This window comes from Rheinheimera sp. EpRS3 (assembly GCF_001513785.1).
Taxonomy (GTDB): Bacteria; Pseudomonadota; Gammaproteobacteria; order Enterobacterales; family Alteromonadaceae; genus Alishewanella.
In genome coordinates, this window is record NZ_LNQS01000008.1 from 654,619 (window position 1) to 671,203 (window position 16,585).

The following is a 16,585-nucleotide window of genomic DNA, read 5'->3' on the forward strand; positions in this document are numbered from 1 at the left end:
TTATGGCTAGTTTGAAAATATTATTGTCAGCCGGACGCAAGCTGCTCCCCGTTTTAATGATTATGCTTGTTGGCCTGCTTAGCAGCTGCAAGTCAGAAGGAAAGGATATGAAAGCCGAACTATTTTTCACTGCTGAGATGGTTAATTTGCTGCACGCAATTCAACGCAAAAATGAAATAACAGCAAAGTTACTTATAGAACAGGGTGTTAATCTAAATGTGCACGGTGATGAAGGCATTACCCCTCTGTTATGGCTAATTATGCAGAAAGACGCTGCAGCAGTTGAGCTTGCACTGCAATTGGGCGCCGATGCTAACTTTCCGGCTATGGTTAAAATTAACCGTGAAGGCCCAAAACCTGCCCAGCCGCTGGCCATTCTGGCCGGTGACGGTGACAACAAGTTATTTAGTATGTTGTTAAAATACGGCGCTGATCCTGACTCAAGAGATGAATCCACCGGTCGCCCGGCAATATTTAACATTGTAGGACACGACAACTGGGAGCAGTTTCAGCTTTTGCTAAAAGCCGGCGCAGACATCAATGCACGGGATAACACCAACCGTAATGCCGCATTGTATGCGGCCACCTTACTGAAATATGATTTCGTCGTTAAACTGCTTGAACTTGGCATCGACTTCAATGAGCCCAACAAAGGCGGCGTTACTCTCGCTCACGCTATAGAGACTATATTTGAAGATCACCGCAGAAATTCAAACTTTAAAATAAGCGAAAACGTATATACAGCTAAAAAAATGCTTGAAACAAAAGGCGTTACCTTTCCACCACCAACTCCCAAAGAAGTTAAAGCGCAGCAGGGCATAAAGTGACTGCTGCTAAGTTTGAAGCCTCCTTAACTGCGCGGAAATAATACCAGGTGATCTAAATCAAGCCGGATGCCAATTTGCTCGCCAATAGCGTGGTTATGGTGGCTTAGTGCTAAGCATTGCACCGGCTCGCCACTTTGCAGTTTTAGCTGATACATAATGTGCGAACCACGAAAGGCTTTATCTGTTACCTGCGCAGTAATACCGCTGCTGTCATCATGCACTATGTCATCCGGCCGTATCAGCACGTCTACTTTATCACCCGGCTGTGCTGTGCTGGCATAACGCTGACGAAACAGCCCCAAGCTGGTTTGCACCTGCTGCGAGTCGAGCATAGTACCTGGCAGCAACACGCCACGGCCGATAAAATCAGCAACAAAGCGGTTTTGTGGCTTGTGGTATAGCTCATACGGCGTGGCCCACTGTTGCAGACGGCCATGTTCCATTACCCCTATCATATCGGCCATCGCAAAGGCTTCATTTTGATCATGCGTTACCATTACGGCAGTAATGTGCAGCTGTTGCAAAATCTGCCGAATTTCACGGGCCAGGCCTTCACGTAGCTCGGTGTCCAGGCTGGAAAAAGGCTCATCCAGCAGTAACACCTTTGGCTCAGGAGCCAATGCCCGGGCAAGTGCTACCCGCTGTTGCTGGCCACCGGATAACTGATGAATATAACGCTGGCCCAAATCAGGTAAACCAACCAGTTGTAGCAACTGTTTTACCTTGGCTGCTTTTAGCGCCTTTGACGTTTTCAGTAAACCAAAGCTGATATTGTCTGCCACGCTAAGATGAGGAAATAACGCAAAATCCTGAAATACCATACCCACATGGCGCTGCTCTGGCGCCAGTTGCACGGTTTCACTGCTAACCGCTTGCTGCTGCAATCTGATACTGCCTGCAGTCACAGGTTCAAAGCCGGCAATAGCGCGTAATAAGGTGGTTTTACCACAACCTGAAGGACCCACTAAGCAGCCTATCTGGCCCTGAGCCAATGACAGGCTAATGTCTTTCACCACAGTATGACCAGCGTAAGCTACCGCAACCTGTTGCAAATCCAGCATTAAAGTTTTCCTTTTAAACTTGAATCTACTGAGCGCGCCAGCAGGATCACCGGTAATAAACTTACCAGCACAATCGCCAGGGCCGGTAGTGCTGCATCCGCTAAACGCTCGTCTGATGCCAGCTCATAAGTACGCACTGCCAGCGTATTAAAGTTAAATGGCCGTAGAATAAGGGTAGCGGGCAGCTCTTTTAATACATCAACAAACACCAGCAATAATGCCGCCAGCACACTGGAGCGCAGCAGCGGTACATGCACCTTTTGCAATACCTGTAGCGGTGTATGGCCTAACGAGCGCGCAGCGTTGTCCATACTGGGTTTAATCCGCTCCAACCCGGCTTCAACGCTGTGCAGTGACACCGCTAAAAAGCGCACACTGTAAGCCAGCAATAACGCAAATAAGGTACCGGAAAAAATAAGCCCGGTGCGGATGCCAAACCATTGCTCGGCCAGTAAATCGATACGGCCATCCAGATACGCCAGCGGTAACATTACGCCAATGGCGATAACGGTACCGGGCACCGCATAACCCAGTGCAGCTACACGCACCGGCGCCTGCACCAGTGCATCAGCGCGCAGCCGCTTGCCATAAGCAAACAACAAGGCCAGCAGTACAGAAATAACCGCCGCCATAGCCGCCAGTGAAAAACTGTTCCATACCAGTTGGCCAAACTGCGGCGTCAGGGTTTGCTGATAATTGCTCAGTGCCCAGCTCACCAGTTGCACAGCCGGAATAACAAAGCCAAATAATACTGGCAGTAAGCATAACAGCAGCAGGAAGAATTGCCGCCCGGCACCAATTTGACGCCTTGAAACGCTGTTACTGCGCTGGCCCTGATGATAATAACGGATTTTACGCCGCGACCAGCGTTCCAGCAGCAGCAACAATAAAACAAAGCCGGTTAGCATAGCAGCCAGCTGGGCGGCAGCGACCTGATTACCCATACCAAACCAGGTACGGAAAATACCGGTGGTAAAGGTAGTAACGCCAAAATACTGCACGGTGCCATAATCGGCAAAGGCTTCCATCATCGCCAGTGCGGTACCGGTTAAAATAGCCGGGCGCGCCAGCGGTAAGGCCACTTTCCAGAAGTGCTGACGCGGTGTTAGCCCCAGGGTACGGCTGGCCTCAAACAAGGAAGCCGATTGCTCACGAAAGGCACTGCGCGCCAGCATATACACATAAGGATACAGCACCAGCGACAACATAATAATGGCGCCACTGAGCGAGCGTATTTGCGGAAACCAGTAATCGCCGTAGCGCCAGTCGAACTGAACCCGCAGCGCAGTTTGTAACGGGCCGGCAAAATCCAGCATGCCGGTGTAGGTGTAAGCAATAATATAGGCAGGCATGGCCAGCGGCAGCAGTAACAGCCACTCCAGCACACGCCGGCCGGCAAACTGATATTGGGTGATAATCCAGGCAGATGCCGTGCCCAGCAGCAAAGCACCAAAGCCTGTGCCACCGGCCAGCAGTAAAGAGTTTATTACGTAGTCGGCCAGCACGGTCTGGCGTAAATGCTGCCAGACCTCGGGTTGCGGGTTAAAAGCACTGGCAAAAATAACCAGTACCGGCAGTGCCAGCACTAAGGCTGGCAGCAATACCGACAAACGCCAGATATCACGCCAACCTGCTTTCATCCGGCGGTTACCACATTACAACTAATTGAATTCAAAAATTATTTCCAGCCAGCGCGATCCATTACACGAATGGCCTCGGCGTTTAATTCCCCTAATTTGTCCAATTGTAACTGGTCTGCTTTAAATTCACCAAAACCTTGTAAAATAGCGCTGGCTTTAACACCCTGGCGTACCGGGTATTCGTGGTTTGCTTCGGCATACCACTGCTGCGATTCTGCTGTTGTCATATATTCCAGCAATTTAACGGCTTGCGCTTTGTTTGGCGCATATTTGGCCACACCGGCACCGGAAATATTCACATGAGCCCCACGGCCATCCTGATTTGGCCAGAATACTTTTACTTTTTCTGCGGCAGCTTTTTCTGCCGGATCGGCCAGCATACCGCCTAAGTAGTAAGTGTTGGCAATAGCAATATCACATACGCCTGCAGCTGCGGCTTTAATCTGATCACGATCACCACCTTTTGGTGGCATAGCAAAGTTAGCGACCAGGCCTTTAGCCCAGCTTTCTGCCACAGCCGCGCCGTCATGGGCAATTAAGCTGGCTGTCATTGACTGGTTGTAAATATTGTCAGACGAACGGATACAAATACGGCCTTTCCATTTCGGGTCGGCTAAATCTTCATAAGTAGACAGTTGCTCCGGCTTTACTTTGCCAGGTACATACATAATGGGCCGGGCACGCATAGTCAGGCCATACCATAGACCGGTAGGGTCACGCAGCGCCTGTGGGATCGCACTGCTTAATACCTCAGACTGCACGCTTTGTAACACGCCCTGCTGCTTGGCGCGGTGTAAACGGCCAACATCAGTGCTAATCAGCACATCTGCCGGGCTGTTGCGGCCTTCGCTGGCCATGCGGCTAATCAGTTCATCCGGTTTACCGGTGATCAGGTTTACTTTAATGCCGGTATCGGCGGTAAATTTATCCAGCAGCGGCTTAATTAGCTCTTCCTGCCGGGCTGAATAGATATTGACTTCAGCAGCCTGCGCCGCTGCCATATTCATTAATGCGCTGGCGATACCTGCGCCAAGTAAAGTTAATGCGTAAGCTGGTTTCATACTGCCACTCCCAAAAAGTGTTGAGGTAGAAAAGACAAGCTATATAAGCATAAATACGAATTATTCTCAATGAGATAAGGGGCAGACTGACAAAAAAGGCCGTTAAATTTGCATTAACGGCCTTTGCTATAACGCTAACTAACGCCTGCCGGTGTTAATGGTCATGCGCTTCGGCTGGCTCAGCGATCCCCAGCCATACCAGCTTATGTGGCATAAAGTTAAGCTGTTTGGTTGCGATAACCTCAGCATCAGCGGTATCTACGCTCAGCAGTGTCTGGTCGATAGGGTTAATAACATACACTTTGTCGTCGCTGGCAGAAATGGCCAGCTCAAACCGGCTGCCTTCAGGCATGGTGGCGATATCTGCGGTGGTTAGCTGCACTTTGGCAACAAACTCAAAGGCGGCTTCGTCTGTGCCTTCATGCTCATGTCCGTGATAGTTCAGAATAGTTAAATAACCCAAACTATCCAGCAGCACAAACTTGCTGCCGTGGTCGGCAAAGCCATAACCGGTCAGTGTAGCACCGTCTGTTGCCTGCCAGTCTATCAGGTCCATTTCGCCGTCATGGGCATGAATAGCAAAAGCACTGGTACCGGCAAAACCAACAAAGTGTTCAGCATGCATGTCGCCCACTAAGGTGCCTATGCGCATGGTGCCGGTAATATCAGCAGTATTAGCCAGCTTGCTGGCAGTAAAGGTGGTATCCTCCTGCTCTATCAGCAACACGCCGTCGGTACAGCCAAAGCTGATAAAGTGCTCGTTTTGTGCACTGCCATGTAAGCCAGGGCATAGTTCGTCAAATACCAGTTCTTCATGGTAATGATCGCCATGTTGCTCGTATACCGCTACCTTGTCAGGTAAGGTGGTGGCACTGTTGGCATCGCGTACTGTGGATAACAGGTAATCGCCGCGCGGCTGGGCTGCGCCGTGCATATTCAGGCTGTAGTTTAATACCGGATAGCCGTTGCTGTCGGTAGTAATATCCGCATCGCTAATTACAGATACCGCAGCGGGTGTGCTACTGGCGGCATCACCATCAAAAAACACCGCCAGTTGGCTGTCGTTGGTCGTAATATGCGTCGGACGGCTGTCGCTTAAAACAAAGCTGACTAGCTCAGGATCTTCCTGATAGGGATGCAGGTGATCAACATGATCTTCCTGGTATAAACCACCGTCGATAAATTCTACCCGATCTGTGGTGCGCTGTATCGCCAGCGCATAACGGTGTGCAGGCGATGCGGCCAGTGCTGACGGAATATCGGCCACCGCAAAGCTATCCAGCAAGCTGCCGTCACTTAGCTCGTACACAGACAGCAGGTTTGAATCTTTGGCAGAAATAACCATCCGGCCAGCTGCGCTGACGTCATCGTGGTCATGATCATGATCGTCTTCTACCGGAATTGGCTCTTTTTCAACGATATTGGTTGTGCTGTCACCACAGGCACTGAGTAAAGAAGCGCCGATCAGCAAGGCTGCCAGGCTTAATTTAGTTTGTAACATTACCACTCCTTGTTATAAGTAAAAGGTGCAGCAGGCCAGGAACCAGAGTTAACCTGCTGCACAAAAAATCAAAAACTACCGCGTATACCTAAAGCCACCGAGCGGCCAGGCAACGGCGTTAAATCTTTTAAGAATGAGGTGTGTACCCGGGCATCTTCGTCAGTCAGGTTCTGGCCTTTGATATAGGCGGTTAACTGCTGTGGCCCCAGATCAAAGCGGTAGCTGACACTGGCGTCCAGCAGGGTGTAACCTGCTGTGGCTTGCTCCAGCTCAGACACTTTGTCTTGTTTAAAGTAACGGGTAGCGCGCAGATCAGCGCTCAGTGCATCCAGCTCATAGGCCAGCTCTGCTGCCAGCCGCAGTGGCGGCGTGCGTGGTAAATCGCCGCCGCCCTGCAGGCGGGCGCGGATATAATCGCCCTGCAGGGTTAACTTGAACGGGTCATTAATCTGCCAGCTAAACTGGGCCTCCAGGCCATGTAAAGTGACATCGGCAGCGGTAAACAGATACACCGGCAGCTCAGCATCGTGGCTGCCGCCGTGATCATCGTCACCATGGTCATGGCTGTGGCCTGACTCGGCAAACAAGCCGGTATTTTGCTGGTAATAGTAGTTGTCTATACGGTTGTAAAAAGCATTCAGCACAAAGCCGGTATTACCACTGAATTTACGCAGTGTAATATCCAGGTTGTTCGCCACTTCCATTTCGATTGGCTGGGTGTTCAGCACAAACTCGTCGTCATCCAGCACAAACAGTGCCCCTACTTCATAAGAAGCAGTGCCGATATGTGCGCCAAACGATAATAATTCTGACGCTGAAGGTGCACGCTGTGAGCGTGATACAGACAGGCCAAGGTTATAGCCTTCAGTAAAATCCCACACTGTGCCGGCCGATACACTGTAAGGCATAAAACGCTGGCTGACATCAAACACCCGGATAAATCCGGCTTCATCGCCATGATCATGGCCGTGGTCATCTCCATCATGGCTATGGGCGCCGATATCCGGCAGCAGTACGTCGGCAGCGTCAATTGTTACGCGTTCAACACGTGCGCCGATTTGCACTAACCAGGGGCCGAAATGCCGTTCTTCCATCCAGCCCAGTGCCAGCATCTGGGTTTCTGATGGCGGGGTAAACGCCTCTTCGCCTACAGCTTCAAAATCGCTGAATTTATAATGCAGGCTCAGGCCACCGCGCCAGTCCTGATAAGGCCGGTGCAGTATTTCCAGCCGCGCTTCGTGGCTTTGATTCTGAAAAGTGGTGCCGACAACGCCGGCTTCAATTTCGCTGTGTTCATAGTCTGTATACGCCAGACGGGTGTTTACCGCACGAATAAGGCCAGATGAGAAATTCAGCTCACTGAGCAACTGATAACGGTTTTGCGTTAAATCAGCATAAACCTGCTCTTCGTCAGCGTGATCGTGGCCTTCTTCTTCATGGTCTTCCTCTTCATGACCGCCATGCGAATGGCCCGGAATACCGTACTCGCGATCTAAACGGCCGTAAGAAACACCCACATAGCCGTTGTCCAGCAAATAACTGCCACCCAGCGTAAAACCTTTAGCGGTAGCGGCACTGCTGGCTACCCGGCCTTTTACCGCATCGTCATCCGGTTGTGCTTCTGCAAAGCCCGGAATGCTGTAATCGTCGCTGTCGCGCCAGAAACCGTCAACATAAAGACCAATATTATCAACGCCGCTAACCAGCGAGCCTGCGGCCAGCTTTTCGTTATTAACGGACTCACGCTGCGCCATCCATTCGGCGCGGGTGCTGTTATCGGTAGGAATACGCTCATCTACCACGTTAACCACACCGCCAATAGCACCGCTGCCGTAAAACAACGTCGCCGGGCCACGCAACACTTCAATCTGGGTGGCGGTGCTGGCTTCGGCCGCTACACTGTGGTCGGGGCCAACGCGTGAAGCGTCACCTGCGTCTAAACCGTTTTGGGTAATTAATACCCGCGGGCCGTCCAGGCCACGGATAATCGGGCTGCTGGCAACGCCACCATAAAAATTAGAATGCACGCCGACTTCGTTTTTCAGTGTATCGCCCAGAGTTGCGGCCTGGCGCATTTTCAGAGCATCACCGGCCAGTACACTAACCGGTAAGGCTGATTCGGTGGCAGAAGCATGAAACGGGCTGGCTTTTACATCTATTACTTCTATTGTACTGTTAAGCAGCACCAGGCTGACATCACTTAACCCCTGCTGCGGCACAGTGAAATGGAAATTACGGTGTGCATAGCGCGGCGCTTCAATATGCAGCTCTGCGTCCTGCATTAATAATTGGCTTACACTAAAGCGGCCTGCCTCATCCGTTACCGCATGCTGGTTTTCGCCCACCACCGTGACTTTAGCACCAGCCACTGGCTTGCCAGCGCTGTCGGTTACCACACCGGAAATAGACTCAGCACTTACCTGGCCGGATAACAGGCTGCCAGCCACCAGACAGGCCAATATGGTTTTCTTAAACATCTTATTCCCCATAAATACACACGCATCGCTGCTGCAACAACCCGCCGCAGCATTTGACGGCTTAATTGTTATGTTATAACATAATTCAACTTTTGTGATGTTATAACATTATTTACCATCAATGCAATGCTCGCGGGCAAATAACATCACTTCGCCAAAACGACTTACCAGAGGAAGCTTATGAAAGATCTTATTGCCGCCGCCTTATCGGGCTTGTGCGTGGTGCACTGTATCGCCACGCCACTGTTACTGGCGCTGGCGCTGGGCAGCTCGGGCTTACTGCTGGGTGTATTTAGTTCAGAATGGTTTCATTACCTGATGCTACTGCCTATCAGCGCCATGCTGGCATGGAGCCTGCCGGGTGGCTGGTGCATCCACCGCCGTAAAGCCCCTTTTGCCCTCGGGCTTGGCGGCTTTTTACTACTGATTGCCTCATTGTTTGCCGGTCACGATGCCGAAGCGGCACTGGCTGTTATTGGCGGCTTACTGTTGATTGGTGCGCATTTGTATAACAGAAAACTGCTACATAACCTGCAGGTGGCTGAACATGCAGCACACTAATTTAGTAGCAGATAAGCGCTTACCGGTTACCGTGTTATCCGGCTTTTTAGGTGCCGGCAAAACTACCTTACTCAACCATATATTGCATAACCGCGACGGCTTGCGCGTAGCCGTTATCGTTAACGATATGAGCGACGTGAATATTGATGCCAGAGAGCTAAATACTGATGTCAGCTTAAACCGCGCTGAAGAAAAACTGGTAGAAATGAGCAACGGCTGCATTTGCTGCACCTTGCGCGAAGACTTGCTGTTAGAAGTGGGCAAACTGGCTAAAGCCGGCCGCTTTGACTATTTACTGATTGAATCGACAGGTATTTCTGAACCGCTGCCGATTGCTGAAACATTCACCTTTGAGCATGAAGACGGCCAGAGCCTTGCCGACATTGCCCGGCTGGACACACTGGTAACAGTGGTTGATGCGGTTAACTTTATGGCCGACTTTGAAGCCGCCCAGGATTTAGCCGAGCGAGGCGAAAGCCTGGGCGAAGACGATGAGCGCAGCGTAGCCGATTTACTGATTGAGCAGGTCGAGTTTTGCGATGTGTTAGTGATTAGCAAAACCGATCTGATCACAGAATTACAGTTGCAACGTCTTAAAGCCATTTTGCGCAGTTTAAACAGCCGTGCCCGTATTATTAAGGCGCAACAGGGTAAGGTCGACCCGGCACAAATCCTTAACACCGGGCTGTTTAACTTTGAGCAGGCACAACAAGCCCCTGGCTGGTTGCAGCAGCTACGTGGCGAGCATACACCCGAAACTGAAGAATACGGCATCAGCAGCTTTGCTTTTACTGCCCGCAAACCGTTTCATCCCCAGCGGTTTTACGCCTTTTTACACCAGAACTGGCCCAGTGGCCGTTTGCTACGCTCAAAAGGTTATTTTTGGCTGGCCAGTACACCAGAATACGCCTGGCTGTGGCATCAGGCCGGCGGTATCGCCCGTTATAATATGGCCGGGCTATTCTGGCAGGCCGTGCCGGCAGAGCAGTGGCCACAAGAACCTGAGCTGCAACAGGCTATTATACAAAGCTGGGCCGAACCCTATGGCGACCGGCGACAGGAACTGGTGTTTATCGGCCAGCAACTGGACAAAGCCGCCATACTGGCCCAGCTTGAAGCTTGCCTGCTAACCGATGATGAGCTGGCATTAGGCGAGCTGCAATGGCAAAAATTACCCTGCCCCTTTATCACAGAAGAGCATGCATAAGTACGCTACTCGCTGATTGATAAAAAGCAAAAAGCCGCTTTGCAGCGGCTTTTTGGTGATGTGCAAAGATTACTCTTCGTCATCCAGTTCCATTTCGTCTTCGTCACCTTCAAAATAGGTGCCCCAGCCGTCGTACTCAACTTTATGCTTTTTCGCCAACTCTTCCAGTTTAATAGCATCAACAACAATGCTGTCAGCATCCAGTGACTGCTCGCGAATAGCATCAAATACCCAGGCATTGCCACCGTCTTCAAACTCTACTTCTTCAGCGTCGGTAACTTCGTAACCAAGCTTAAACAGCTCTACCGCCAGCTTTTCCAGCTTGGCGAAGTCTTTGTCATAAAAATGGTGTTCAATAGTGTAAAGCGCATACGGATCGCTGCCGTCTTCTAACAAAGCGGCGATAGTGTCTTCGGTAAATTCCTGCCAGTTTGTTTCTGTGAATGTATGCATAAAAGTTCCTGCTCAATTACTGATTTATCTTAATGATAACCGGTTAACTGGCAACTTAAAACGAAATCTGGTCTCGTCAACGACATTAGCGCATAGGTCCCTTCCCTCTGCAGTTACCTACAGAGGAAAAGGTATAATGTTGCTGAACAGACGATAAAGTTTAGAACTTGTACTGCAGGCCAATTTGCGCCGTGTAAGTGCGGTAAGGGTTAGTATCATAGTGGCTAATGCCTGCTTTTAACTGCCACTGCTCACTTAATACGATACCGGTAGAAAGCTCTACCACCAGCACATTATCACTGTTATTGAACCTGTAACTTGTGTCATCAACATCAAATGTATTGCGGGTATCCATGTGCCATAACCCCACCCGCAATGCCGGGATCACCCGATCTTTATATACCCATGGTTGCCATACCACACTGCCTTCAACGCCCTCTCCCGATAAGGGTATAATGGTGTTCAGCGTGCTAAGTTCACTTTGAGCAGTAAGGTTACCGAACGCGGTATCAACTGAACCCAAATCTAACCAGGCCAGCTCAACAGACCACGTATCAGATATGGCATAACCACCATACCAGCGCATACCTGACCGTCGTTTATTATCTATTGTCGTTGTGCTGTCAGGGTTATTCACCTGAACGGCAGATGAGACCTCTGCCTGTTTTACATCAGTGCGCACTGCCATGGCATCGGCTCCAACATAAAAACCGTTAGCCGATGCGACACACGGCAACAACAATACCGCAGTTGCTGCACGGCGACGCCATGCTACCAGCAGTGCCAGTAAACCGGCAAACACCGCCCCCATTGCCCCACCTGAACGCGCTTTTACATCCTTACCCGGTACCTCGGGCTCAGGTTCAGGCTCTGGTTCAACCGCATTTAATACAGCCAGTACACCTGGATCCCGGACAACACCGTTACTCTGAGCGTCATTGTCATTCGGGCCACCATCTTTTATGGTCAGCCTGATACAACCGTGCCCCACTGTCAGCCCTTGTTGCCATACATCTGACGACACCGCAGGGCACGAGCCATTTATATCAACAGCCGCGCTATCAATACTGTTGGCGGCATCAACAACAAAACCCTGCCACTGTCCGTTAATAAATTTACGCCACACTGCATTTGCAGGTATTTTTTGCTCTTGCGGCAAAGCAATCACAACTGGCACTGACTCTCCAGGCACGGCCAGCGCCCTTATATCGAAGTTAGACACCACACCTAAATGGGTGTACGCACTGTCTTCATCCAACTCGCCACTCACTGCTGCGCCAAACTGCATACTTGCCCAGGATTCCGCCAAAGACCACTCGCCCAGTGTTAACTGGTATAAATCGCCAACTTCAATATAGCCATTTTGCGCCGCTACCTGGCACTGCTCTGCCCGGACGTTATCGCCCATTGGACATATAGGCAAACGCTGTGGCTTATTCGTGAAGGGGTTGGCCGACTCAGGTAAACCGGTTTTTGTATAACAATCACCCAGATCACAGTGGCTAATAAGTTGCAACGTTAAAACATAACTTCCTTCCTGCCCATCACTATTACTGGCAGTAACACTGATATCATGCACACCGGTAGCCATATTCGCTGGTGTAAATACCAATACATCCCCTTCAGCAGCAATATCAAGGCTCTCACTAGACCAGCTAAACGTTTCTGCCACGCCATTTAATACTGTGACTGACACCGTAACGTCACTGTTATCCTGGCTTATCACTACCGTTTCTTCACTCTGCTGGCTTGCCGACACTTGCAGGGCAAGCGCAACCGGCTCATTTTGCAGTTGTAACTGGTGCTGCGCCGGCGTTCCTGCCAGTGCATTCTGTACTTCATCCAGTGATAAAGTGGTTTCTGCAGATACCGCCACAACATACTTGTATTGGCGCAGGTCGGTTGCTGTCAGACTGATAGTTTTTGCTTCAGCGCCGTCGCCGCTTAATCTCACCGTTACCGGATAAAACGCCGGTTCATCACTCAGCCATATTCTGACAGTAGCTGCACTACCCGCAGTCACCGGCTGTGCGCCACCAGCGAAAGCCAGATAGGGTAAGATAGCTAATTCAACGTCAATGCGCTCACCTGACACCACGTCCTGCAATGTCAGCACATACTGGCCAGTACGCTCTGCGATAAACTGGTATTTTCCATCCTCTGTTATATGCAGTAGTGCTTCCACCTCTGCTAAAGCGAGTTCAGTTGCAATATCAGCACGGGTAACGGTTGCAGCAATCAGCTCTTTCTCTCCAGCTCCGCCGGTAATGGCAAACTCAACCACACTGCCTGAGCTCACTGGCGCACTAACATCGCCCTCAATATTACTTGCCGGGTAAACGCTGATCTGCACATCACAGCTTGCAGTAATCGTAGCGGTAACAATGTTATTACCTGAAAGCGCCGCACCGCAGCTGCCACCAATATTGACGATGGCATCCTCTTCCGTCAGCGTTAAACCGAATGTAGCTGTTTTACCATGTTCAACCTGTTGAGACGCCGGACTGATAGCGCCTTCACCTGTTAACTGCGCAGTGACCTGATACTGATTGACTACCCACTGTGCAGTTACTGTCGTATTCGCTGCAGGCATCATCGCTGGTACTGCCGGTGTCCAGCCTGCAAAGGTATAGCCTGCACGTGTTGGCGCTGCCGATGTATTAACTGCCGCACCAAAGTTTGCGCTAACAGGCGCTACGGCTGAACCGCCTGCAGTGTCAAAGGTAATGGTGTAGCTGTTAATACTATATTGAGCCTGAACTGTTAGAGCTGACGTAATATTTTCAAATGGAACATTCCACCCGGTAAAAGAGTAGCCTGTACGGGTGGGCGAGGATGGGGCCACTGCAGCAGCGCCTGCGTTCACCTGTTGCGTACTCAACACAGTGTTATCCCAATCAACAAAAGCCACCGTAAAAAGAGTAGACTGCTCAGCAGTGACAGTGACCACAATAGAGGAAGCCGCGCTGCTATTGTCGCCATCAGAAACAACAATGCTAATGGTACGCTCAGATGTATCACCAGTGTTTAACGTCGGATCTGCACCAGCCTGGTAAGTAAGGCTTCTTAGCACAGTTTGATAATCCGCAAGGGTAGCTACACCGCTAAGAGACAACACACCTGTAGAGGCATCATACGAAGCAAAAATACCAGCAACAGTTTGTACTGCAAGAGTATCCGTTGTAATAAAACCGGAGGAAATAGAAACCTGCGCTGACACAAGATCCAGACTATCAGAATCCAAAACTGCGAGCTGATTATCCAAAACTACAGCGGCCCCTGAAACAACTGCTGACTGGCTGGTTACAGACAAGCTGACTGCCGGTGTTGGTAGTGAGAAAACAACCAGACTAGCACTGTTTTGTGCAGCTACATATAAATGGCGGTTTAAAGGGTCTGTCGACATACCAGAGGGGGCGCTAAAATTTGTTACGTCATTGACAGCGTTAATAACCACACTGTCAAAGGTCAACAATCCTGTTGTTGAGTCACGTAAAAATGCGGTCAGGGAGCTGGAGTTGATTGCACTGACCAGCACATATTTGCCATCCGGGCTTATTGCCAGGCTACGAGCGCCTTGCATATTGGCAATACCATCAGCGCCATGAGTGACCTTGGCAAGGTAAGTTAATTCACCTGAGGCGCTATCAACGCTAAAAATTGCGACTGAAGATTCTCCCTGCCCTGTGACATAAAGGTGCTTACCATCCGGAGAAAGCTTTGTTGATGAAGCGGCTTGTAAGCCATCGACACCGGCAACATTATCTGTATAGACAGAGACCAGAGTTAGAGCTCCGGTCGTCGTATCCCGACTAAATAAAGAAACGGCGTTATCTGTCGTTGAAGTGACATAGACAAAATTGCCATCCGCGCTGGAAGCGATATTTTTGATTGGGCTGCCTGTTGGGCTGAATACCTGGCCTAAGGCATTGCCATCCACGTTATCAGCGTAGTCAGCCAATCGAGAGATAGAACCTGTGTCTGCGTTACTATTAAAAACAACAAGACCACTTGGAGAGCCACCAATACCATAAACGGCTTTAGCATCCGGACTTGTGCTTACGGAAACAAAACCTCCGGTTGGGCTACCACCCAACCTGTTTGTCTCGGTCAATTCACCTGTAGTAATGTCTCTGGCAAGCGCTATAACAACACTTCCAGTAGGCGAAGCCACATACACATTTTTGTTGTCGGCACTTACATCCACACTAAATGCGGCAGAAAGCCCTGTTTTAGTGCTTCTGTAGGTCAATTGGCCTGTTTCCGGGTTACGCTCAAATACGCTGACTGCAGAAGACTGATAGGACGCGGTGTAAACAAATTTACCGTCCGGGCTGACAGCCACATCACTGATACCTTGCAACCCTGTAACACCATTGACACTATGAGTGTAAACCTCTTGGTAAGTCACCGCATCAGCAAATGATTGAGCAACGCCCAAAATTAAATTCAGCAATATTGCTAAAGTAAAAACTTTAAAAAACTTCTGCAACCAATTCATCCTCGCCCCCAACAACCTGATGGCTATTATAATTATTAATCTTCACATCAAATGACATACTAAAATGTAATTATATATCATCAACTACTTATTTTTCGCCAGTATACCTTACATTTATTGCTCCAAGATTAGTTTGCGTCTATCCGCACAAAAACAACGCGTCAACAGTAGTACTGGCTCCTAAAATAATGATTAGAAAAATCTTGCACTTTCTGATGCACCCATAACCTCATTCGAGGGCGCTTAGTGTTTAAATTACCAGCAAATTTAAGGAAAACAAAGGATAGCAAAATATAAATACGCCGAATGCATTTAATAACATAAATAAAGGCAAACGGCGCCCTAAACTAAATGTAATATTGTGCAATACTCCGCGAAGTTTATAGACTAGAATCAACAGATTAAAGGGCAGTTTAGTAGTAGAATTGCATCAGAGCATTGTGGTGTTTGCTTATAAAGCTACAACAGGGATAACTGATAGCGTTAGCCCCGCTGCTTGATATATTTCGAAAACCGCTACGGGCGTTCTCTGGTTAACTCAGCGTCCAGTTGCTGAATTTTTGCTAGCATCTGCTGGTGGGTATTTTCGGCAAACTGGCGGATATTCAGTTGCTCTTTTGGCAGCTCTACCGGCGCCATCAGCTCTATAATCACTTTGCCGTTGTTCCAGCGGTTTAGCTTAAACTGGCCGTGGGTGCTGCTCATACATACCGGCACCAACGGCACCTTTGCTTCCAGCGCGATATGAAAGGCGCCGGTTTTAAATGGCAATAAGCCGCGGCCATAGCTGCGCGTGCCTTCCGGGAACATCCACACCGAGATATTATCGCGGCTGATACGCTCGGCAGCACCGAGCATCGCGCCCAGCGCACGGCTTTTATTTTGCCGGTCGATAAGAATATTACCGCTAAGCCAGTACAACTGGCCAAAAAACGGCATGTACTTCAGGCTTTTTTTACCAATAGTAACAGTGCGTGGCTGCACACCATTACTGATGGTAAATAAATCCAGGTTATTCTGGTGGTTAGCAATATAAACATAGGGCTTGGTGGGGTCGATAGCGCTATGGCGGCGTACTTCTACGCTGATGCCGAAAATACGCGACACCCAACCGTACCAATGGGAAAAAATATAGACATTATTCGGGTGAAATGGCCGCACCAGACAAATCAGCAAACCCGCAACTGTACTGATAATAAAAAACAGCACCAATAAAATTAACCTTACTACCGCTATCACTGCTATCTCCGCTTTGCCACCAAGGGTGGCTGTTGTCGCTGGCACAAAAAGGGCGCC

At 49.7% G+C, this 16,585-nt stretch carries 11 protein-coding genes and 1 pseudogene; 3 read left to right on the top strand and 9 right to left on the bottom strand.

The window, feature by feature from the left end; translation table 11 throughout:
* Positions 1-2: 2 nt before the first annotated feature.
* The gene (locus AR688_RS11580) at positions 3-827 is read left to right on the top strand and encodes an ankyrin repeat domain-containing protein (protein WP_068233577.1); all 825 of its coding nucleotides are present in this window, start codon (positions 3-5) and stop codon (positions 825-827) included.
* 23 nt (positions 828-850) lie between these two features.
* On the opposite strand, the gene AR688_RS11585 is transcribed toward AR688_RS11580, so the two are convergent.
* The 5 genes from AR688_RS11585 to AR688_RS11605 all read right to left on the bottom strand — a co-directional run bounded on the left by AR688_RS11585 (position 851) and on the right by AR688_RS11605 (position 8,567).
* Positions 851-1,888 (bottom strand): ABC transporter ATP-binding protein, encoded by a 1,038-nt coding sequence (locus tag AR688_RS11585; RefSeq protein ID WP_068233580.1) that lies wholly within the window; start codon positions 1,886-1,888, stop codon positions 851-853.
* A complete protein-coding gene (locus AR688_RS11590; protein WP_068233583.1) occupies positions 1,888-3,528 on the bottom strand; it encodes an ABC transporter permease in 1,641 nt (546 codons plus the stop codon). The genes AR688_RS11585 and AR688_RS11590 overlap by 1 nt, the downstream gene beginning before the upstream one ends.
* A gap of 38 nt (positions 3,529-3,566) precedes the next feature.
* Entirely contained in the window at positions 3,567-4,589 is a 1,023-nt protein-coding gene (locus tag AR688_RS11595; protein WP_068233591.1) for a Fe(3+) ABC transporter substrate-binding protein, read from the bottom strand.
* A gap of 154 nt (positions 4,590-4,743) precedes the next feature.
* Complete coding sequence (locus tag AR688_RS11600; protein ID WP_068233593.1) at positions 4,744-6,090, bottom strand: 5-methyltetrahydrofolate--homocysteine methyltransferase; 1,347 nt, start codon at positions 6,088-6,090, stop codon at positions 4,744-4,746.
* A 68-nt stretch (positions 6,091-6,158) separates the two neighbouring features.
* Positions 6,159-8,567, bottom strand: coding sequence for a TonB-dependent receptor (locus AR688_RS11605; protein WP_068233594.1), 2,409 nt, complete (start codon positions 8,565-8,567; stop codon positions 6,159-6,161).
* 180 nt (positions 8,568-8,747) lie between these two features.
* Here AR688_RS11605 and AR688_RS11610 point away from each other — a divergent pair, with 180 nt between their 5' ends.
* Both AR688_RS11610 and zigA read left to right on the top strand, forming a co-directional pair.
* Positions 8,748-9,128 (top strand): MerC domain-containing protein, encoded by a 381-nt coding sequence (locus tag AR688_RS11610; protein ID WP_068233597.1) that lies wholly within the window; start codon positions 8,748-8,750, stop codon positions 9,126-9,128.
* On the top strand, positions 9,115-10,335 hold the full coding sequence (gene zigA / locus AR688_RS11615) for a zinc metallochaperone GTPase ZigA (protein WP_068233600.1): 1,221 nt from the start codon (positions 9,115-9,117) through the stop codon (positions 10,333-10,335). The genes AR688_RS11610 and zigA overlap by 14 nt, the downstream gene beginning before the upstream one ends.
* A gap of 69 nt (positions 10,336-10,404) precedes the next feature.
* Here the strand turns inward: zigA and rraB are convergent, their stop codons facing one another.
* From rraB to AR688_RS11630, 4 genes and pseudogenes are all read right to left on the bottom strand, one after another.
* A complete protein-coding gene (gene rraB / locus AR688_RS11620; protein WP_068233603.1) occupies positions 10,405-10,788 on the bottom strand; it encodes a ribonuclease E inhibitor RraB in 384 nt (127 codons plus the stop codon).
* Between the two features lie 160 nt (positions 10,789-10,948).
* A complete protein-coding gene (locus AR688_RS20475) occupies positions 10,949-14,749 on the bottom strand; it encodes a beta-propeller fold lactonase family protein (RefSeq protein ID WP_269433699.1) in 3,801 nt (1,266 codons plus the stop codon).
* A 144-nt stretch (positions 14,750-14,893) separates the two neighbouring features.
* Positions 14,894-15,289, bottom strand: a pseudogene (locus AR688_RS20720) (beta-propeller fold lactonase family protein); the annotation flags it as partial.
* 516 nt (positions 15,290-15,805) lie between these two features.
* Entirely contained in the window at positions 15,806-16,573 is a 768-nt protein-coding gene (locus AR688_RS11630) for a 1-acylglycerol-3-phosphate O-acyltransferase (RefSeq protein WP_231732046.1), read from the bottom strand.
* Positions 16,574-16,585: the final 12 nt, after the last annotated feature.

What these genes read in the sequence shown, in the direction of transcription:
- AR688_RS11580 (WP_068233577.1), top strand. Translation starts at nt 3, where the DNA reads ATGGCTAGTTTGAAAATATTATTGTCAGCCGGACGCAAGCTGCTCCCC.
- AR688_RS11585 (WP_068233580.1), bottom strand. Translation starts at nt 1,888, where the DNA reads ATGCTGGATTTGCAACAGGTTGCGGTAGCTTACGCTGGTCATACTGTG.
- AR688_RS11590 (WP_068233583.1), bottom strand. Translation starts at nt 3,528, where the DNA reads ATGAAAGCAGGTTGGCGTGATATCTGGCGTTTGTCGGTATTGCTGCCA.
- AR688_RS11595 (WP_068233591.1), bottom strand. Translation starts at nt 4,589, where the DNA reads ATGAAACCAGCTTACGCATTAACTTTACTTGGCGCAGGTATCGCCAGC.
- AR688_RS11600 (WP_068233593.1), bottom strand. Translation starts at nt 6,090, where the DNA reads ATGTTACAAACTAAATTAAGCCTGGCAGCCTTGCTGATCGGCGCTTCT.
- AR688_RS11605 (WP_068233594.1), bottom strand. Translation starts at nt 8,567, where the DNA reads ATGTTTAAGAAAACCATATTGGCCTGTCTGGTGGCTGGCAGCCTGTTA.
- AR688_RS11610 (WP_068233597.1), top strand. Translation starts at nt 8,748, where the DNA reads ATGAAAGATCTTATTGCCGCCGCCTTATCGGGCTTGTGCGTGGTGCAC.
- zigA (WP_068233600.1), top strand. Translation starts at nt 9,115, where the DNA reads ATGCAGCACACTAATTTAGTAGCAGATAAGCGCTTACCGGTTACCGTG.
- rraB (WP_068233603.1), bottom strand. Translation starts at nt 10,788, where the DNA reads ATGCATACATTCACAGAAACAAACTGGCAGGAATTTACCGAAGACACT.